The organism is Providencia sp. PROV182 (genome assembly GCF_028480325.1).
GTDB classification, from domain to species: domain Bacteria; phylum Pseudomonadota; class Gammaproteobacteria; order Enterobacterales; family Enterobacteriaceae; genus Providencia; species Providencia hangzhouensis.
Map to the genome: position 1 here is coordinate 42,785 of NZ_JAMPOL010000032.1, position 20,148 is coordinate 62,932.

General features: G+C 42.6%; 14 protein-coding genes. 3 read left to right on the top strand and 11 right to left on the bottom strand.

What is annotated here, in order from left to right:
• Positions 1-139: 139 nt before the first annotated feature.
• Both PR834_RS19720 and PR834_RS19725 read right to left on the bottom strand, forming a co-directional pair.
• On the bottom strand, positions 140-859 hold the full coding sequence (locus PR834_RS19720) for an oligogalacturonate-specific porin KdgM family protein (protein ID WP_004264412.1): 720 nt from the start codon (positions 857-859) through the stop codon (positions 140-142).
• A gap of 123 nt (positions 860-982) precedes the next feature.
• Positions 983-2,542, bottom strand: coding sequence for a sulfatase-like hydrolase/transferase (locus PR834_RS19725; protein ID WP_180312309.1), 1,560 nt, complete (start codon positions 2,540-2,542; stop codon positions 983-985).
• 937 nt (positions 2,543-3,479) lie between these two features.
• Between PR834_RS19725 and pepT the strand changes: the two genes are divergently transcribed.
• A complete protein-coding gene (gene pepT / locus PR834_RS19730) occupies positions 3,480-4,733 on the top strand; it encodes a peptidase T (RefSeq protein ID WP_196725485.1) in 1,254 nt (417 codons plus the stop codon).
• Positions 4,730-6,103, top strand: coding sequence for a C4-dicarboxylate transporter DcuC (dcuC, locus tag PR834_RS19735; RefSeq protein ID WP_004264398.1), 1,374 nt, complete (start codon positions 4,730-4,732; stop codon positions 6,101-6,103). Before pepT ends, dcuC begins: the two co-directional genes overlap by 4 nt.
• A gap of 71 nt (positions 6,104-6,174) precedes the next feature.
• Here the strand turns inward: dcuC and PR834_RS19740 are convergent, their stop codons facing one another.
• The 9 genes from PR834_RS19740 to secE form a co-directional block, all read right to left on the bottom strand.
• On the bottom strand, positions 6,175-7,125 hold the full coding sequence (locus PR834_RS19740) for a hypothetical protein (protein WP_004264394.1): 951 nt from the start codon (positions 7,123-7,125) through the stop codon (positions 6,175-6,177).
• A gap of 203 nt (positions 7,126-7,328) precedes the next feature.
• Positions 7,329-11,552, bottom strand: coding sequence for a DNA-directed RNA polymerase subunit beta' (gene rpoC / locus PR834_RS19745; RefSeq protein WP_004264390.1), 4,224 nt, complete (start codon positions 11,550-11,552; stop codon positions 7,329-7,331).
• A gap of 108 nt (positions 11,553-11,660) precedes the next feature.
• Entirely contained in the window at positions 11,661-15,689 is a 4,029-nt protein-coding gene (gene rpoB / locus PR834_RS19750; protein WP_004264386.1) for a DNA-directed RNA polymerase subunit beta, read from the bottom strand.
• A 359-nt stretch (positions 15,690-16,048) separates the two neighbouring features.
• The gene (gene rplL, locus PR834_RS19755; protein ID WP_004264384.1) at positions 16,049-16,414 is read right to left on the bottom strand and encodes a 50S ribosomal protein L7/L12; all 366 of its coding nucleotides are present in this window, start codon (positions 16,412-16,414) and stop codon (positions 16,049-16,051) included.
• 60 nt (positions 16,415-16,474) lie between these two features.
• Positions 16,475-16,972: a 50S ribosomal protein L10 gene (gene rplJ / locus PR834_RS19760; RefSeq protein ID WP_004264381.1), complete on the bottom strand. Its 498-nt coding sequence runs from the start codon at positions 16,970-16,972 to the stop codon at positions 16,475-16,477.
• 334 nt (positions 16,973-17,306) lie between these two features.
• Positions 17,307-18,008, bottom strand: a complete 702-nt coding sequence (gene rplA, locus PR834_RS19765) for a 50S ribosomal protein L1 (protein WP_004264380.1) — start codon at positions 18,006-18,008, stop codon at positions 17,307-17,309.
• A gap of 4 nt (positions 18,009-18,012) precedes the next feature.
• Positions 18,013-18,441: a 50S ribosomal protein L11 gene (gene rplK, locus PR834_RS19770; protein WP_004264379.1), complete on the bottom strand. Its 429-nt coding sequence runs from the start codon at positions 18,439-18,441 to the stop codon at positions 18,013-18,015.
• A gap of 158 nt (positions 18,442-18,599) precedes the next feature.
• Positions 18,600-19,145: a transcription termination/antitermination protein NusG gene (gene nusG / locus PR834_RS19775; protein WP_004264378.1), complete on the bottom strand. Its 546-nt coding sequence runs from the start codon at positions 19,143-19,145 to the stop codon at positions 18,600-18,602.
• Entirely contained in the window at positions 19,146-19,532 is a 387-nt protein-coding gene (gene secE, locus PR834_RS19780; protein ID WP_004264377.1) for a preprotein translocase subunit SecE, read from the bottom strand.
• A 325-nt stretch (positions 19,533-19,857) separates the two neighbouring features.
• Here secE and PR834_RS19785 point away from each other — a divergent pair, with 325 nt between their 5' ends.
• Positions 19,858-20,058 (top strand): hypothetical protein, encoded by a 201-nt coding sequence (locus tag PR834_RS19785; RefSeq protein ID WP_036958857.1) that lies wholly within the window; start codon positions 19,858-19,860, stop codon positions 20,056-20,058.
• Positions 20,059-20,148 lie beyond the last annotated feature (90 nt).

The following is a 20,148-nucleotide window of genomic DNA, read 5'->3' on the forward strand; positions in this document are numbered from 1 at the left end:
ATTTCATTACTTTCTTTTGGCCAATTTATTGGCCATTTTTCTTGTTTTTCAGTATTTATTCTTTTCTCTTCTTTGCAAACCGGCAATAAAAAACCCACGATCACTCGTGGGCAAATATATATTTATATGACAAATGATATTACCAAGTATATTGAATACCCACACGGAATCGTGTTTGACGGTCACTTGAAAACCTATTTTCTTTCACATTGCCCACTTCAACAAATGGGCGCCATAAAGCACCATCATCTGCTTTAATATCATAACGAAGGCGAACGTTGTGTTGATAATCGAATTTTTTATCATTGTAAAGAGGTTGAGCGTTGTCAGCCATTTCCCACATTAAATCCAATTGATACTGTAAATCTAAGTTACCCCATTTGTAACCTATCCAGCTATCAAACTCTTGGATTTTAGAGTGATAATTACTGCCATTTTCTCCTACTTGACCATAATCCCACACTTTCCATTTATAACGGCCTTGTAAACGAATACCATTATCGAATGTATAATTTAAACGAACATAAGGAACATAAACTAAACCTAATTTATCGAAATCAAGAGAAGCACCGACAAGCCCCACTAAATTTGGATTCAATTTTGTATAATAAAAAGCTGAAAATTCCGAACCATCAATTTTCATTGCGTCATAAGCACCATCTTTATTTCCATAGCGTGCATCTAACTCAAATCCAATATTTTTCCCTGTATCCAAAAAAGCTTTAATTCTATCTCCGCTTTTCCCTGATGCATCTAAATATTGATGACGATATTCAATTGTTGTTTTATAGTTATTTGCGAGAGCATATTGTGATGAAATTGAAAATAACACTGCACTAGCAATAATTAATTTTTTCATTATCTTTATTCCAAAGCTGTGTACTATTTAAGCACGAGGATAGTGATTCCCTGTTTTATTAGAGAATAATATTTTCATTTTTTTAATTAATGCCACCTAGTTTATTAGGTGGCAAAAAATGATTTATTTAACTTCACAAGCTGAAACTTTTTTATTTAATTTATTTGTTGTTGCTGTAATAAACTCTGTTGGTCTCCAAGAATCACCGGTTTTTTCTAACCACGGTATAAGCTCTTCTTTAATTAATTTATCAATAATGGGTTTGTTCTCATCTGCCACATTTTTCATTTGATAAGGATCATTTACATTATCATAAAGCGTATATTTCAGTGGTTGCCCATCCTGACGGTCAATAACCAATGTATGTGTTTTCGTTCTCACGCCACGTTTACCAAACGAAGGTTCACCATACGGAATAAATAAATAAAGTTGAGAGTTAGCGACTTCCCCCTCACCAGTGACTACACGTTCAGCTAAATTACTTCCTTCAACTGAGCCAGGGATCCATTGCTCTAACCCCAATAAACCTAGAATCGTTGGGTAGATATCCGGCGCTGACATTAATGCATCATCTTGCCCTGGTTGAATTTTACCCGGTAACCGAAACATCATCGGAACACGCATCGACTCATCATAAGGGTTATTTTTTGTCGGCTGGCCATTTGCGCCAAGACAACTACCATGATCAGAGAAAAAAACAACCAATGTATTATCCGCAAGCCCTTGTTTTTCAAGCTCATCAACGATGCGACCAAATTGTTCATCAACGCCGTTTACCATCGCCAGATATTCTTTGAAATATTGAGGTCCATAGCCTTCTTGGTATTCCACATCCCATTTAACATTTGGCCGAGTATTTAACTCTTGCGAGGTTTTTCCTTTATAGGCATCGAGATACTTTTGTGGAACTTGGTCATACGGTGAATGCGGAGGGTTCATAGAAACAACCAGCGCAAATGGCTTGGTATTATCACGGTACTGCCCATTTTTATTTTGTAAGAATTTTATGGCTATATCCGCTTCGTGCTCTGGTCCCCATTGGTCTACATAAATCGGTTTTTCCCGTGGTGTATTATTGGCCCAATACATCGGTTTCATATGCAGATCATATGTGCCGTAGGAGTACCAAAAATCAAAGCCATGGCGGCGGTTTGGAGCTGCCCATTCATTCCAATAACGACCTTCCATTGGGTTATTATAGCTTTCAATAAAAGGTGCATATGGCGCATCTAAATGCCATTTACCAATATACCCCGTGCTGTAATCCAATGATTTCAAAACATCAGACCAACAATTGGCATAAGGTGATAAATCAATCCCTACCTTTCCACCATAATCATGTGCGTTGCCTGTAATACCGTTACGAACAGGATATTGCCCAGTCATAAACATGCCACGGAATGGGGAACATAATGGGTAATTGGATGCCATCTGCGTCATGACTTTCGCTTGTTTGGCAAACTTATTTAAATTAGGGGTAATTGACGGATCTTCTCCCATAAATTGTAATGCGTGGGCACGCATCTCATCAGGGAATACTATCAATAAGTTAGGAGCGTTATCGGGTCGGTAAGGCTTAATATTTGAAGGTTTTCCATCATTGGCTAAAATGGGACTAGAAACCGACATTGCTGCACCGCTGGCTGCTAATCCTTTTATAAAGGTTCTGCGCGAAACAGTCATTGCTTCATCCTCTTTTGTTTACGTTTTCTTTCGTTTCTGATTAGAACATATTATTTATACTTTTGCATAATATCAAAAAGTAAGTGATCGAAAATATCAAAATTCAAGTGGAGATCACAAAAAGTAATCAATTCGTAGAAAACAAGTCAATTGCCCCACAATAAAGATATGATGCAAACTTATGATAATCAAAAGTAACATACTGATTTTTAATAAAAATAAATAATTCAGAGATGCTAAGCACAGAAGTAAAATTTTGTTTGAAAATTACATATCAAATGATGAAGAAATACCTGCCAGTAAATCTTCATTTGCTTTCAATGCAAAAAAGTAGAGATGATACGAAACAAGACAAAAGAAAATTTTTATCACTATACTGCAAAAAACAGTCAGTATAAGAGTCATTATAAAATTGACTCAATTATCTACATGAAAGGCAAAGAAATAAAATATCAAAATATGATTTTAAGCATTCATTCCATCTAATTTTCTATTAATTTTGCTAATTAAAATTTTTTATTTCTAGGAAAAATTATCTTTTGAACATCTAACAGCAATATATATTAATTAAATTTAAGATAGGATAGGATAGGATAGGATAGGATAGGATAGGATAGGATAAGCTTAAAATAAGGTGTTAAATCAAAAACACATCACGAAAGAATATTCTTACGATTTAATATCAATAATTTAACAATATTATTTAAGACGAAAAATAAGGCAGGAGTAAAGTCGTCCATTTTAATTCATTATTCGAATAATGCCACTATTAATTATCAATTTTATATTCTCACTAACATTTCTTAGAAAAATTCAACAGGTCTGATATTCAGAATATCTTTAATTGTGATACAAGAATAATACTGTGAAATGAAATTACAGCCACAGATATAACTAATGTAAAACGCATTCTATAAGATGCTGGGGAATAAAAAGAATGAATATTGTTGAGCGGTTTATTTCTTATACCAAAATTAACACCACCACTGATAGGGAAAAGGGTGCGGCAGGAATTATGCCTTCCTCAGAAGGACAACGCGTCCTTGCGAAACAGCTGGTCCAAGAGTTAGAAGCTCTGGGCGTTGAAGATATTAAGCTGCGTGACACAGCTATTGTCACCGCAACTTTGCCTTCCAATCTTGATTATGATGTCCCAACCGTCGCTTTCTTCGGCCATTTAGACACTAGCGCAGAACAAACCAATGATACTAAAGCACAAATTTTGCCATACACCGGTGAAGATTTATGCATGAATAAAGAACTTAATATTTATCTACGTAAGAGTGAGTTCCCTGAATTAGTGAATTACATTGGTGATGACATAATTGTCACTGATGGAACTAGCCTATTAGGTGCTGACGATAAAGCGGCAATTGCCTCTATCATGGATATGCTGCAATACTTTAAGCAAAATCAAGAAATTAAGCACGGCACCATTAAAATTGGTTTCGTTCCAGATGAAGAGCAAGGCCTCCGTGGCGCAAAAGTCTTTGATGTTAAAGAGTTTGGTGCTGATTTTGCCTATACTTTGGACTGCTGCGGTATCGGTGAACTGGTGTATGAAAACTGGAACGCAGGTGATGCCGAAATCATCTTTACGGGTAAATCGGCTCATCCAATGTCCGCAAAAGGCAAACTGGTTAACTCATTATTAATGGCACAAAAATTTATTGCCATGTTACCGGGTGGTGAAGCTCCTGAGTATACCGATGGACGCGAAGGCTATTATTGGGTGAAACAAATGTCAGGTAACAGCGCCCGTACTGTTTTAAAAATGGATGTGCGTGATTTTACCGAAGACGGCTATCGCAAACGTATGGCTTTCTTAAAACAATTAGCAGAGAGCTGCGAAAGCCTTTGGGGAAGCGAAAGTGTTGTTTGTAAGCTATCAGACCGCTACTCTAACGTTTACAATAGCCTACAAGGTGATAACCGTTACCCTATTGATATTGCCGTTGATGCCTACCAAGCTTGTGGTATCACTCCAAAAGTCATTCCTATGCGTGGGGGTTATGATGGAGCTGCATTATCGCAAAATGGATTGCCTTGCCCTAATATCTTCACAGGCGCACATAACTTCCATTCAATCTATGAATATTTACCCGTTAAATCCCTACATGCCGCCAGCGATGTATTAAAACAAGTGGTACAAATCACCGCAGAACGCTTCAAACCAGGAGCTAAAGCATGATCCCAATTCTAACGGTTCTGATTATCGTTGTTTTGGTTGCGCGATTTATTTTGAAGGGGTACAAAGCTGAGCCAGTACTATTAATCGCTGGCTTAGTATTGATGATATTCACCCTAGCCCTTGGCTGGGGTCCTATCCTCCCTAAAAATGTCGCCACCACCGGTATCACTTGGCTCGACCCATTTGAAGTCATGCGAGATTTATTCAGTAGCCGCGCAGCGGATCTCGGTTTAATGATCATGGCATTGATGGGCTTTGCGCACTATATGGACCATATCGGTGCCAATGAAGCGGTAGTACGTGTTGCAACTAAACCACTGAAAAATATGCGTTCACCTTATGTACTGCTATTTTTCTCTTTCTTGCTGGCAAGTATCTTGCAATTAGCTATCCCATCAGCAACAGGCTTAGCCGTATTATTAATGGGAACCATGTTCCCAATTATGATTGGTTTGGGATTATCACCTGCTTCTGCGGCTGGGGTTATCGCAACTTCTCTTGGGGTGGCTTATACACCAACCGCGATTGATGCCATTCGTGGTGCGAAAGCGGTCGATATGTCTGTCGTTGAGTATGTGCTTTACTATCAAGGGCCAGCGGCATTAGCCACTGTATTGGTCGTCGGTATTACCCATATTTTCTGGCAACGTCACTGTGACCGAAAACAAGGTTTCGTACCTGAAATTGGTAAAGCCGTTCAGTCACATGAAAAAGAAGAAATTACTAAGTCAGTTCCTGGATATTATGCACTTCTTCCTATGCTCCCCATTATTATGGCAGTAGGAACGTCCAATTTGTTCTTTTCCGGTATTCACTTAGATGTTGTGACTATCGTGCTGATTGCGATGGCCATTTGCATGGTGATTGAAACACTTCGCGTACGTAATTTTAAAGCGGTTTGTAATGGCTTCCAAACATTTCTAAATGGTATGGGTCATGCATTCAGTAATGTGGTCGGCTTATTGGTTGCCGCTGGAGTGTTCGCTCATGGTATTAAAGTCAGTGGAGCAATTGACCAACTGATTTTAGGTGCTGAATCCGTCGGCTTGCCACCATTTGCCATGGCGATTGTGTTCGCACTCGTCACACTTGCCGCTGCTATTATTATGGGTTCAGGTAATGCGCCATTCCTCGCGTTCGTTGAGTTAATTCCACAAATTGCACATAGTATGGGCGTTAACCCTATTGCAATGATTTTACCAATGCAACAAGCCTCACACATGGGCCGAGGTATGTCCCCAGTCGCGGGGGTAATCATTGCCGTATCCAGTGGTGCAAAACTGCAGCCATTTGATGTGGTAAAACGAACCGCCGTGCCGCTGATGGTAGGTTTTGTGGCTCACTGTGCGATCATTGGTATTTTTTACTAATTACTATATTTATCATTCACATAATTAAAGCGGGAAATATTCCCGCTTTTACTTTTTCTAGCTAACCAATTCTAATGTTTACACTGACAATCTGAGTGGTCATCATGCTTGGGATCAGGGCAGCAAGAATCTATGGTCTTTTTTATAATATCAGACAATGTATTCACAGTATTTATAATGAGTGGCAAGTTTTCACAGACAGAATCACACTCTGAAAGCCTTCGATCTGGTTTGGCTGGTGGTATTAAGCTATCACATAATATTTCCTGTAAAACCAACGAGAAATTTGCAATCCCTGTGGTGTAAATGTACGCACGTCCGTCGGTTTCTTTGGCTAGTCGTTCATACTCCCTCGTCACGTTATCTCTATCAGCAAGAGTCGGAAAACGATCTAGATTTGTTGGGCTATCATCCGGTGTACCTTGGTAGGTATACACCTTAATTCCTCTTTCTTGAGCGACAGATATGGCTTCATTATTTTTTGCAATCGCAGCACGAGTAAGAATTCCGCCGCCACCTTCCATCCCTTCATCACCCAACACAAAAATAGCCCTACGCGCATCATCACGCCAATCAAAATGTTTACTAATATCAATAACCGCGCGACATAAATCTTCTTTATTTCCAGCATGATCTCGTCCATCGGATTCTTTAAACGGCAATCTTGCTTGTAGATCCCTTTCGTTCGCACCGATCTTAATTAAATATTCACTGGCAGATTGATCAAACTTCGTATTTGCCCAAGTCCCTTCGATACCTAAAAATGTCGCCCGAAGGTGAGATGGACACTTTGCTGATGCCGCCTCAATCGTCGCATCAATCTGTTTACTTAAATCCCCTGCCTCATCAGACATTGAGCCACTAGTATCAATAACAACAACTAAATCTAATGCAATTTGCCCGTTTCCCGTCACTATCTGAGATGTATTTATGGCCCCTAATGAGTCTGATAATATTCCATGATAAGCCGAGAGATTAGCTTGATTCACATCAACCTGTTCATTTGTCTTTTTTTTATCCATCGCATATTCCTATTAAATAATTTAAAAATAATTTTTATTACCGTTTATTTTTAGCCAAGCAATTTATTATTCATTTTTTTTACTGCTGGATATATTTTAAAAATAGAAATACGCGTTACATATTCAGATAAACCTAAGACATAAAAAAAGCCAGTACCTTTCGGCACTGGCTTTTGTCAGGCGTTTTACAGTGAAATCAGAAATTAGTTCTGGTTGTCACTGCTAAAACCTGCATTTAACAGCTCAGCTAAGTTTGCTGTTGCTTCGTCTGCACTGACTTGTGGTGCATCCACAACGTCGTTCAGATGACGGCGGCGGATACGGTCTTGGTGATACGCAAAACCAGTACCTGCTGGGATCAGGCGTCCAACAATTACGTTTTCTTTCAGACCACGTAATTCGTCACGTTTACCCGCAACTGCGGCTTCAGTCAGTACGCGTGTCGTTTCTTGGAACGATGCTGCTGAGATAAAGGATTCTGTTGCCAGAGATGCCTTAGTAATACCCAACAGGTCACGAGCAAAGTTCGCTGGAATTTTGCCTTCTTGTTCCAGTTTACGGTTAGAAACTTTAACACGTGAGTACTCGACTTGTTCACCTTCGAGGAATTCAGAACTTCCTGCATCCGCGATAGTCACTTTACGCAGCATCTGACGAACGATAACTTCAATGTGTTTATCGTTAATCTTAACGCCTTGTAAGCGGTAAACTTCCTGAACCTCGTTAGTGATATAACGCGTAACAGCATGGACACCACGCAGACGCAGAATATCGTGTGGAGATTCTGGACCATCGGAAACCACGTCACCGCGTTCAACGATCTCACCTTCGAACACGTTGAGTTGACGCCATTTAGGGATCATCTCTTCGTACGGATCGCTACCATCTAATGGTGTGATAACCAGACGACGTTTCCCTTTGGTTTCTTTACCAAACGAGATAATACCGCTGATTTCAGCCAAGATTGCAGGCTCTTTCGGACGACGTGCTTCGAACAAGTCAGCTACGCGTGGTAGACCACCCGTGATATCTTTAGTACCCACAGATTCTTGTGGAATACGCGCTAAGGTATCACCGACGTTGATTGCGATGCCATCATCTAACTGAACAATTGCTTTACCCGGTAAGAAGTACTGAGCAGGCATGTCCGTGTTAGGAATAAGAACATCGTTACCATTTGCGTCAATAACACGTAGTGCAGGACGCAGGTCTTTACCACCACTGGTACGTTCCGCAGTATCCAGAACAACGATTGAAGACAGACCGGTTAATTCGTCAGTCTGACGCGTCATTGTTTGGCCATCAAGCATGTCAGAGAAGCTGATAATACCCGATACTTCACTGACAACTGGCATTGTATGTGGATCCCAGTTCGCAACAGTTTCACCGCCCGTTACTGCATCGCCATCGCCTTTCGTCAAGTGCGCACCGTAAGGGACTTTATAGCTTTCTTTCGTACGACCGAATTCATCAATCAGACGCAGTTCTGTATTACGTGAAGTAATAACCAGTTTGCCTTCTGAGTTCGTAACGAATTTAGCGTTAACCAGTTTCAGGGTACCTGTGTTACGGACTTGAATGCTAGATTCTGCCGCCGCACGAGATGCCGCACCCCCGATGTGGAACGTACGCATCGTTAACTGTGTACCCGGCTCACCGATTGACTGTGCCGCGATAACCCCGATAGCTTCACCTTTATTGATGATATGACCACGAGCAAGGTCACGACCATAACAGTGAGCACACACACCGAAGTCAGTTTCACAACTTACAACTGAACGAACTTTAACGCTGTCGACTGAGTTAGCTTCTAACAGGTCACACAGTTTTTCGTGCAGTAATGTATTACGTGGAACCAGAATGTCTGCCGTTCCTGGGATCAGGATATCTTCTGCAGTCACACGACCCAATACACGCTCACGCAGTGGTTCTTTAACGTCGCCACCCTCGATAACCGGAGTCATCAGGATACCTTCGTGAGTTCCACAGTCGTCTTCAGTCACAACCAAGTCCTGTGCAACGTCAACTAAACGACGAGTCAGATAACCGGAGTTCGCTGTTTTCAATGCGGTATCGGCAAGACCTTTACGCGCACCGTGCGTAGAAATAAAGTACTGGAGAACGTTCAGACCTTCACGGAAGTTTGCCGTGATTGGTGTTTCGATGATGGAGCCATCTGGCTTAGCCATCAGACCACGCATACCTGCTAGCTGACGAATCTGAGCTGCAGAACCACGAGCACCGGAGTCGGCCATCATAAAGATACTGTTGAAAGAAACTTGTTGTTCTTCGACGCCATCACGGTTAATAACCGCTTCAGTCGACAAGTTTTCCATCATCGCTTTAGCAACACGTTCGTTTGCTGCTGCCCAGATATCGATAACTTTGTTGTAACGTTCGCCTGCTGTAACCAGACCAGACTGGAACTGTTCCTGAATTTCTGCAACTTCGGCTTCTGCTTCGGCGATGATCCCAGCTTTTTTCTCTGGAATAACCATATCGTCGATACCAACTGATGCACCAGAACGTGCCGCATAGGCAAAACCGGTATACATGATTTGGTCAGCAAAAATAACAGTAGGCTTCAGGCCCAGAACACGGTAACAGGTGTTCAGCATTTTGGAGATAGCTTTCTTACCTAACGCTTGGTTTACCAGAGCATAAGGCAGACCTTTCGGTACGATCATCCATAAAATTGCACGACCAACAGTAGTGTCAACTAAACCAGTGTTGATTGTAATGTTACCTTCCGAATCTTTTACTTCTTCAGTGATACGGACTTTAACGCGGGCATGCAGTGACGCATGACCTGAACGGTAAACACGCTCAGCTTCTTTAGGACCGGCTAATACCATGCCCTCGCCTTTCGCGTTTACGCAGTCACGTGTCATGTAGTAAAGACCCAATACAACGTCCTGAGAAGGAACGATGATCGGCTCACCACTTGCAGGTGACAGGATGTTGTTAGTCGACATCATCAACGCACGTGCTTCTAACTGAGCTTCCAGAGTCAGAGGAACGTGTACCGCCATTTGGTCTCCATCGAAGTCGGCGTTATATGCCGCACAAACGAGTGGGTGCAATTGGATAGCTTTACCTTCGATAAGAATAGGTTCGAAAGCTTGGATACCCAGACGGTGAAGTGTTGGTGCACGGTTCAACATGACTGGGTGTTCACGGATGACTTCATCCAAGATATCCCAAACAACCGCTTCTTCGCGCTCAACCATTTTCTTCGCAGCTTTAATGGTTGTAGCCAGACCACGTAATTCTAATTTGCCATAGATAAATGGTTTGAATAACTCAAGAGCCATTTTCTTCGGCAGACCGCACTGATGCAGGCGCAGGTATGGACCTACGGTGATAACAGAACGACCTGAGTAGTCAACACGCTTACCAAGTAAGTTCTGACGGAAACGACCTTGTTTACCTTTGATCATATCGGCCAAAGATTTCAGAGGACGTTTGTTAGAACCAGTGATTGCGCGACCACGACGACCGTTATCTAACAGGGCGTCAACCGCTTCTTGCAGCATACGTTTTTCGTTACGTACGATGATGTCTGGCGCAGCCAGATCCAGAAGACGTTTCAGACGGTTATTACGGTTGATTACGCGACGATACAGATCGTTCAGATCTGATGTTGCGAAACGACCACCATCCAGTGGAACTAATGGACGCAGATCCGGTGGTAATACTGGTAATACGTTTAAGATCATCCACTCTGGTTTGTTACCAGATTGAATAAATGCTTCCAGCAGTTTGATACGCTTAGTCAGCTTCTTACGCTTAGTCTCAGAATTAGTTTCGTTTAACTCTTCACGCAGCGTTTCACACTCGTTCTCAAGATCGAGGTTTTTCAGCAGGCCTTGGATTGCTTCCGCACCCATTTTCGCATCAAATTCGTCACCGAACTCTTCCAACGCATCTAAATATTGCTCTTCTGTCAGAATCTGTGCACGCTCAAGGCTAGTCATACCGCCTTCAACAACCACATATGATTCAAAGTACAGAACGCGTTCGATATCACGCAGTGGCATATCAAGCAGCAAACCGATACGGGATGGCAGTGATTTTAAGAACCAAATGTGTGCAGTCGGAGATGCAAGTTCAATGTGACCCATGCGCTCACGACGGACTTTGGTCTGTGTAACTTCTACGCCACACTTCTCACAAATCACACCGCGGTGTTTTAAACGTTTGTACTTACCGCACAGACATTCATAGTCTTTTACTGGCCCGAAAATACGCGCACAGAAAAGACCGTCACGCTCAGGTTTGAACGTACGGTAGTTAATGGTTTCTGGCTTTTTAACTTCACCGAATGACCATGAACGGATCATATCAGGTGATGCCAGAGCAATCTTGATAGCATCAAACTCTTCGGTCTTGGTTTGCGCTTTCAGAAACTTTATTAAGTCTTTCACAAAATGCTCCTGTCGGAGTTAGACCTGTCAGGTGAGTATTCAAAGACACTCTCCCCAAATCCCAGTGCTTACATGTGCCGGAAAGCAAGCTTTCCGGCATAAAACGAATTACTCGTCTTCCAGCTCGATGTTGATACCCAGTGAACGGATTTCTTTCAGCAATACGTTGAAAGATTCCGGCATACCAGGTTCCATCTGATGGCTACCATCGACGATGTTTTTATACATCTTCGTACGGCCGTTAACGTCATCCGATTTAACTGTAAGCATTTCTTGAAGAGTATAGGCTGCACCGTATGCTTCCAGTGCCCACACTTCCATCTCCCCGAAACGCTGACCACCGAACTGCGCTTTACCACCCAGCGGTTGCTGAGTAACCAAGCTGTAAGAACCTGTTGAACGGGCATGCATCTTATCGTCAACCAAGTGGTTCAGTTTCAGCATGTACATGTAGCCGACAGTAACTTGACGCTCAAAACGCTCGCCAGTACGACCATCGAATAATGTAATCTGACCTGAAGTCGGCAGACCGCCCAGTTTCAGCAGTTCTTTGATTTCTTTCTCTTTCGCACCATCAAATACTGGTGTTGCAATTGGCATACCTTTTTTCAGGTTCTCAGCCAAACGCATAACTTCTTCGTCAGTGAAAGTGTTCAAATCAACTTTCTGGCGTGGATCATCACCTAAATCGTATGCTTTTTGGATAAACTCACGCAGTTTGGCAACTTCTTCTTGCTGTTTAAGCATAGCATTGATTTTCTCACCAATACCTTTCGCTGCCATCCCTAAGTGGGTTTCCAAAATCTGACCGATGTTCATACGTGATGGTACGCCCAGCGGGTTCAGAACGATATCAACTGGGTTACCGTTTTCATCGTAAGGCATGTCTTCAACTGGGTTGATTTTTGAGATAACACCTTTGTTACCATGGCGACCCGCCATTTTATCACCCGGTTGGATCTGACGTTTAACAGCCAGATAAACCTTAACAATTTTCAGTACACCCGGTGCTAAGTCATCACCTTGAGTAATTTTACGACGTTTTGCATCGAGTTTTTTCTCGAACTCAGATTTCAGTTCGTCATACTGTTCAGCTAATTGCTCTAACTGGTTTTGCTTCTCTTCGTCTGCTAAAGATAACTCTAACCAACGGTCGCGAGGCAGTTTGTCCAGTTTTTCAGCTTCAATTCCGCCGTTAACCAGTACAGAACGGATACGTGCAAACAGGCCAGCTTCGAAAATACGCAGCTCTTCTGTTAAGTCTTTCTTCGCATCACGTAACTGAGTTTCTTCGATCTCTAATGCACGTTTGTCTTTCTCTACACCGTCACGGGTAAATACTTGTACATCAATAACCGTACCAGATACACCGTTAGGAACACGTAAAGAAGAGTCTTTAACGTCTGATGCTTTTTCACCGAAGATAGCACGTAACAGTTTCTCTTCTGGAGTCAGTTGAGTTTCACCTTTAGGTGTTACTTTACCAACCAGAATGTCGCCGCCTTTCACTTCCGCACCAATATACACGATACCGGATTCGTCAAGTTTAGACAGAGCAGCTTCACCGACGTTTGGAATATCTGCAGTGATTTCTTCAGGCCCTAATTTAGTGTCACGAGACACACAAGAGAGCTCTTGAATATGAATAGTTGTAAAACGGTCTTCTTGAACAACACGCTCAGAAACTAAGATGGAGTCTTCGAAGTTATAACCATTCCATGGCATGAATGCCACGCGCATGTTTTGACCAAGTGCTAATTCGCCGAGGTCTGTTGAAGGACCATCCGCTAACACGTCACCACGTTCAACAGGTTCACCTAAAGATACACAAGGCATCTGGCTAATACAGGTGTTCTGGTTAGAACGGGTATATTTAGTCAGGTTATAAATATCGATTCCAGCTTCGCCTGGGTACATCTCATCTTCGTTAACTTTGATAACGATACGAGAAGCATCAACGTACTGAACCGAACCACCACGTCTTGCAACAGCAGTAACACCAGAGTCAACCGCTACTGCACGTTCCATACCTGTACCAACTAATGGTTTGTCGGCACGTAAAGTAGGAACCGCTTGACGTTGCATGTTCGCACCCATCAATGCACGGTTGGCGTCATCGTGTTCAAGGAATGGGATCAGTGACGCACCAACAGAAACAACCTGTTGAGTCGAAACGTCCATATATTCAACCTGTTCACGGCTGAATAAGCTTGATTCACCTTTGTTACGGCAAGTAATCAGTTCTTCAACAAAGCTACCATCATCACCTAAAACGGTATTCGCCTGAGCAATGATGAAGTTACCTTCTTCAATTGCAGACAAATAATGGATTTCGTCTGTTACTAAGCCATCGCGGACTAAACGGTATGGGGTTTCTAAGAAACCGTACTCATTGGTCTGTGCATAAACAGATAATGAGTTGATCAGACCGATGTTTGGACCTTCAGGCGTTTCGATTGGACAAACGCGACCGTAGTGAGTTGGGTGAACGTCACGTACTTCGAAGCCCGCACGCTCACGAGTCAGACCACCTGGGCCTAACGCAGAGATACGACGCTTGTGCGTAATTTCAGACAGCGGGTTGTTCTGGTCCATAAATTGGGACAGCTGGCTGGAACCAAAGAACTCTTTAACTGCGGCTGAAATTGGTTTCGCGTTGATCATATCTTGTGGCATTAATGCATCGAGGTCGCCCAGAGAAAGACGCTCTTTCACTGCACGCTCAACACGAACCAGACCGACACGGAATTGGTTCTCTGCCATTTCACCAACGGAACGAATACGACGGTTACCTAAGTGGTCGATATCATCCACTTCGCCTTTACCATTACGGATATCGATGAGTTTACGCATAACATCAATGATGTCTTCTTCACTCAGGATACCTGAACCTTCGATTTCTTCGCGGTTCAGTGAACGGTTGAACTTCATGCGACCTACTGCAGACAAGTCGTAACGATCTTCAGAGAAGAATAAGTTATCGAACAGGTTTTCAGCGGCTTCACGGGTTGGCGGCTCACCAGGACGCATCATGCGGTAGATTTCTACCAATGCACTCAGACGATCGTTAGTTGGGTCGACACGAACGGTTTCAGAAATGTAAGCACCGTGGTCTAAGTCATTGGTAAACAATGTTTCGATTGTTTTATGACCAGACTGGCTCAGACGTGCCAACATATCTAAAGAAAGTTCCATGTTCGCTGCACAAATCAGCTCACCAGTACTTTCATCAATATAGTCTCTAGCAACGACTTTACCTGCGATATATTCAACAGGAACTTCGATGCTATTCACTTCTTCTTTTTCTAACTGACGAATGTGACGTGCAGTGATACGGCGGCCTTTTTCTACATAGACTTTACCGTTCGCTTCGATATCAAATGAAGCTGTCTCACCACGTAAACGCTCAGGAACCAGCGTCATCATCAGTTTATTATCACGGATTTGGAATACAGTTTTTTCGAAGAACAGATTTAAGATTTCTTCGGTATTGTAATCCATTGCACGCAGAATAATGGTCGCAGGTAATTTACGGCGACGGTCAATACGTACAAACAGGTTATCTTTCGGGTCAAATTCGAAATCAAGCCATGAACCACGGTAAGGGATAATACGTGCGTTATATAGCACTTTACCTGAAGAGTGTGTTTTACCTTTATCGCTGTCGAAGAATACACCAGGACTACGGTGTAACTGAGAAACGATAACACGCTCAGTACCGTTGATAACGAAAGTTCCGTTTTCAGTCATGAGTGGAATTTCACCCATGTAGACTTCTTGTTCTTTGATGTCTTTAACAGTTCCTTCCGGTGCTTCACGCTCATAAACGATGAGACGCAATTTCACACGTAAAGGTGCAGAGTAAGTTACACCGCGAATTTGACATTCTTTAACATCAAAAACAGGCTCGCCTAAACGATAGCTGACATATTGTAATTCAGCATTACCGCTGTAGCTCTGAATTGGAAACACAGAACGGAAAGCTGCTTCCAGCCCATTCTGGCCATCTGGATCTTGCTCGATAAACTTCTGGAACGAGTCAAGTTGGATAGAAAGGAGATAAGGTATGTCCAAAACTTGTGGACGCTTACCAAAGTCCTTACGGATACGTTTTTTCTCGGTATAGGAGTAAACCATAGGTTTCCTCAGCTCGTTGATCAGTGACCCAAGTGGTTAGCTCTTAGTATAAGAGACTGAACCGCAACGCGTTTTTTTATAAGAAACGGAAAATGAATACTTTCCTTAATACTCATTGCTATTACTCTTAAATCATTTCATTGCGTTGCCATTGCTACCGAGCTACCCGAGCGGGTCGTAGCGAAGAACACAGTATATTAAGTCGTCAATAGAAAGAAGTATTGGAGGGTTGTTGTTAACATTAAAACTGCGTGAAAAGCTGTTAACACCCATCACGCTTTACAGCGCAAAAAGGCTGGTGATTAAAAAATCACCAGCCGTCAGCCTAATTAGATTAGGCTGCGTTCTTGCAATTGAACTTATTTAAGTTCAACAGAAGCGCCTGCTTCTTCAAGAGATTTTTTCAGAGCTTCAGCTTCGTCTTTGCTCGCGCCTTCTTTGATGGTCGCTGGAGCAGACTCTACCATATCTTTAGCTTCTTTCAGGCCAAGACCGGTTGCGCCACGAACTGCTTTGATAACTGCAACTTTGTTACCGCCAACAGCTGACAGTACAACGTCGAATTCAGTTTTTTCTTCAGCAGCTTCAGCTGGGCCCGCAGCAACAGCAACAGCTGCAGCAGCAGAAACGCCGAATTTTTCTTCCATCATAGTAATCAGTTCAACAACGTCCATTACAGACATTTCTGCAACTGCATCAAGGATTTGGTCTTTAGTGATAGACATAACAAGTGTTCCTAAAATTCAGAAATAGTTTATACGTTAAAAAGCAACGAAGGAAAGGGCTTATGCAGCTTCTTTCTGATCGCGCAGAGCAGCCAGAGTACGAACCAATTTGCCGGCAGCGGCTTCTTTCATGGTTGACATCAGGCGTGCGATTGCTTCATCGTAAGTTGGGAGAGTTGCCAGACGATCGATATCTTTCGCTTGGATTAACTCACCTTCAAAGGCCGCAGCTTTAATCTCAAATGCTGGATTCGCTTTCGCGAACTCTTTGAACAGACGAGCGCCAGCGCCCGGGTGTTCGTTAGAGAAAGCAATTAAGGTTGGACCGACAAACACGTCTTTCAGTACATCGTAAGAAGTACCTTCAACAGCACGACGGATCAGTGTGTTACGAACAACACGGATATAAACGCCTGCTTCGCGACCTGCTTTACGCAGTTCAGTCATTTTTGCTACAGTTACGCCGCGTGAATCAGCAACAACTGCAGAAAGCGCGCCTTTGGCTACTTCGCTGACTTCAGCAACAATCGCTTGTTTGTCTTGAAGATTTAGTGCCATTAGCTTCTTGCTCCTGGATTAACCGGGAAAACCCGGGACTCACATCACTCAAACACAACATTATGTAAGAGCGCTAAAACACGGTGAGCAGAATAGAATCCAGAATTAAATTCTAGGTATCTCTGTCACCGTCTACGCAGGTAAATTAAGTAGCTATTATAACTAATAAACCACACCTGCGGTCTTGGACGGGGTCTGGAAAGGCCAGACTCCATACCGAAATTCGTGGTTTGTTGGATACATTTTGTGTACCCAACAAACTCAAGGCGTCAAATTTTATACAAATTTGACGCAAAGGTAAAGCCTAATTACCAATTAGCCGAAGCTATAGCAATTAAACTGTCGCTGACAGACCAGCTTGGTCAACAGCAACACCTGCACCCATAGTGGTGGACAGGCTAACTTTCTTGATGAAAACACCTTTAGCAGAAGCTGGTTTTGCTTTTTTCAGCGCGATCAGCAGTGCTTCTAAGTTTTCTTTCAGTTTGTTAGCGTCGAAATCAACTTTACCGATAGTGGTGTGGATGATTCCGTTTTTGTCATTACGGTAACGAACCTGACCTGCTTTAGCATTGTTAACTGCTTCAGCAACGTTTGGAGTTACAGTACCAACTTTCGGGTTTGGCATCAGACCACGTGGGCCTAAAACTTGACCTAATTGGCCAACAACGCGCATTGCATCTGGAGAAGCAATAACAACGTCAAAGTCCATTTCACCAGCTTTGATTTTATCAGCCAGATCTTCCATACCTACCAGTTCAGCACCTGCAGCTTTAGCAGCTTCAGCGTTTGCGCCTTGTGCGAACACAGCAACGCGAACTGAACGGCCAGTACCGTGTGGCAGCACAGTTGCACCACGAACGTTTTGGTCAGATTTACGAGCATCGATGCCCAGGTTGATAGCTACGTCAACGCTTTCTACGAATTTAGCAGTTGCTAATTCTTTCAGCAGTGCAACGGCTTCATTGATGTCATACTGTTTAGTTGCATCAACTTTTTCACGGATATTGCGCATGCGCTTAGTCAGTTTAGCCATTGTCTTAGTCCTCCACTACCAGGCCCATGGAACGAGCAGTACCTTCAATTGAACGCATCATTGCGTCAACATCAGCACCAGTCATGTCCGCAGCTTTAGTTTCAGCGATTTCGCGAATCTGAGCAGAGGTCACTTTACCAACTTTGTCTTTGTTCGGCTTACCTGAACCAGACTTAACGCCAGCTGCTTTTTTCAGCAGAACTGCTGCAGGTGGAGTTTTGGTAACAAAAGTGAAAGAGCGGTCTGCGTAAACAGTAATAACAACAGGAATTGGTAAACCTTTTTCCAGGCTGTCTGTTTTTGCGTTGAACGCTTTACAGAATTCCATGATGTTAACACCTTGTTGACCCAGTGCTGGACCAACCGGTGGACTTGGGTTCGCCATACCAGCTGCAACTTGCAGCTTAACGTAGGCTTGAACTTTCTTAGCCATGATATTTCCTCTAGATGGGTGATAGCGCCTTACGGTTTGCAAGGCTCCCCGTTACATTAAACATGCCCCGCACATTAATTTGCGCCGAACATAAAAACAAAAGGCGCGAAATTGTAGTCAAATTTCACGCCTTTTGCAAGTCAGTTTTGTCGTTTAGATTAGGCTTTTTCTACCTGACCAAAATCCAATTCGACTGGAGTTGCACGACCGAAGATAGAAACAGAGACTTTCAAGCGGCTCTTTTCATAATCAATTTCTTCAACCACACCGTTAAAGTCAGCAAACGGACCTTCGCTAACACGAACCATTTCACCCGGTTCAAACAGTGTTTTCGGACGTGGTTTATCACCAACTTGTTGTAAGCGGTTCATGATAGCATCAACTTCTTTATCGCTAATTGGCGCTGGACGATCTGACGTCCCGCCAATGAACCCCATTACACGCGGTACACTACGCACTAAGTGCCAAGAGTCATCATTCATGACCATTTGGACTAAGACATAGCCTGGGAAGAATTTACGTTCACTCTTACGGCGCTGACCGCTACGGATTTCAACAACTTCTTCTGTTGGAACCATAACTTCGCCAAAAGAATCTTCCATAGCATGTAATTTGATATGTTCACGTAAAGATTGTGCTACGCGACCTTCAAAACCAGAGAATGCCTGAATGACATACCAGCGCTTTTTAGGTGAATCGGACATTTAGAATAACCTCAGGCTTGTAATAAATGAAACTAAACGCACCAGGATACCATCTAGTCCCCACAGTATTAATGACATTACAGCCGTTACTGCAGCAACAATTAAAGTAGTTTGTAATGTTTCCTGGCGAGTAGGCCAAATGACTTTTCTCATCTCGACGCGAGCTTCGCGTGCAAACGCCAGTGTTGCTTTACCTTTTGTGGTCCATAAAGCGACAGCACCTGCAATAGCGACAACAGCCACAACTGCAAAAGCACGCAGCGCGAGATTATATTGACGGAAGTAATAATTACCAACAATAGCAATTATTAATAAGGCACAGACAATGATCCACTTGAAGATGTCTGCACTGCGTCCACTTCCTTGAGCTTCGCTATTCGCACTCATAATTCAACCTGTTACCATGAAGTATGTACAAAGCTTGCTTGTTTACAAAGGTAAGCCAACCAAGCCAAACCAATAGAATATGCCAACATATCCCTCAATTACTACAAACTAAGCCTGCAAAAATTTGATAGGGATATCAATAGCATCACCTGCGATCTAAAAAGTAATTAGCCTTGTTAATGGAGGTAATTAGCGTTATTCGTTCTGCAAAAATAACAAGTTGCAGTAACATTTTATTTCGCAAGTACTACGTGTACGTCAGTACTATCACTTTACAAGTGCTACCCATTTCACAAGTGCTATTCCATTTTGCAGGAATTTCAGCATGCCCAGTAAATTTTTTAACTACACCAATCAAGAAAGTGACTTTCTTTTTGTGGCAGCAGTAAAATATACCATATCTTCCGAGCAAAACCTTAATAAATCTCATATAACTGCGCAAAGTAGCCCGCACAGTTATCAATTCGTTGTTTCAGAGCCTATCTCACCAATAATTATACAAATGATTGATGAGATAGGTTCTTAATTTTGCAACGTCTGAATTTTGCAACGTATAAAAAGGACGTCTATTAGACGCCCTTTTTTACTAAGTGGTTCTTTCTTATTCAGAAAGAGC

Coding starts and splice junctions, on each gene's coding strand:
- rplA (WP_004264380.1), bottom strand. CDS start 18,008: ATGGCTAAACTGACTAAGCGCATGCGCAATATCCGTGAAAAAGTTGAT.
- PR834_RS19725 (WP_180312309.1), bottom strand. CDS start 2,542: ATGACTGTTTCGCGCAGAACCTTTATAAAAGGATTAGCAGCCAGCGGT.
- rplJ (WP_004264381.1), bottom strand. CDS start 16,972: ATGGCACTAAATCTTCAAGACAAACAAGCGATTGTTGCTGAAGTCAGC.
- rplK (WP_004264379.1), bottom strand. CDS start 18,441: ATGGCTAAGAAAGTTCAAGCCTACGTTAAGCTGCAAGTTGCAGCTGGT.
- PR834_RS19740 (WP_004264394.1), bottom strand. CDS start 7,125: ATGGATAAAAAAAAGACAAATGAACAGGTTGATGTGAATCAAGCTAAT.
- PR834_RS19785 (WP_036958857.1), top strand. CDS start 19,858: ATGCCCAGTAAATTTTTTAACTACACCAATCAAGAAAGTGACTTTCTT.
- PR834_RS19720 (WP_004264412.1), bottom strand. CDS start 859: ATGAAAAAATTAATTATTGCTAGTGCAGTGTTATTTTCAATTTCATCA.
- nusG (WP_004264378.1), bottom strand. CDS start 19,145: ATGTCCGATTCACCTAAAAAGCGCTGGTATGTCATTCAGGCATTCTCT.
- rplL (WP_004264384.1), bottom strand. CDS start 16,414: ATGTCTATCACTAAAGACCAAATCCTTGATGCAGTTGCAGAAATGTCT.
- pepT (WP_196725485.1), top strand. CDS start 3,480: ATGAATATTGTTGAGCGGTTTATTTCTTATACCAAAATTAACACCACC.
- dcuC (WP_004264398.1), top strand. CDS start 4,730: ATGATCCCAATTCTAACGGTTCTGATTATCGTTGTTTTGGTTGCGCGA.
- rpoB (WP_004264386.1), bottom strand. CDS start 15,689: ATGGTTTACTCCTATACCGAGAAAAAACGTATCCGTAAGGACTTTGGT.
- secE (WP_004264377.1), bottom strand. CDS start 19,532: ATGAGTGCGAATAGCGAAGCTCAAGGAAGTGGACGCAGTGCAGACATC.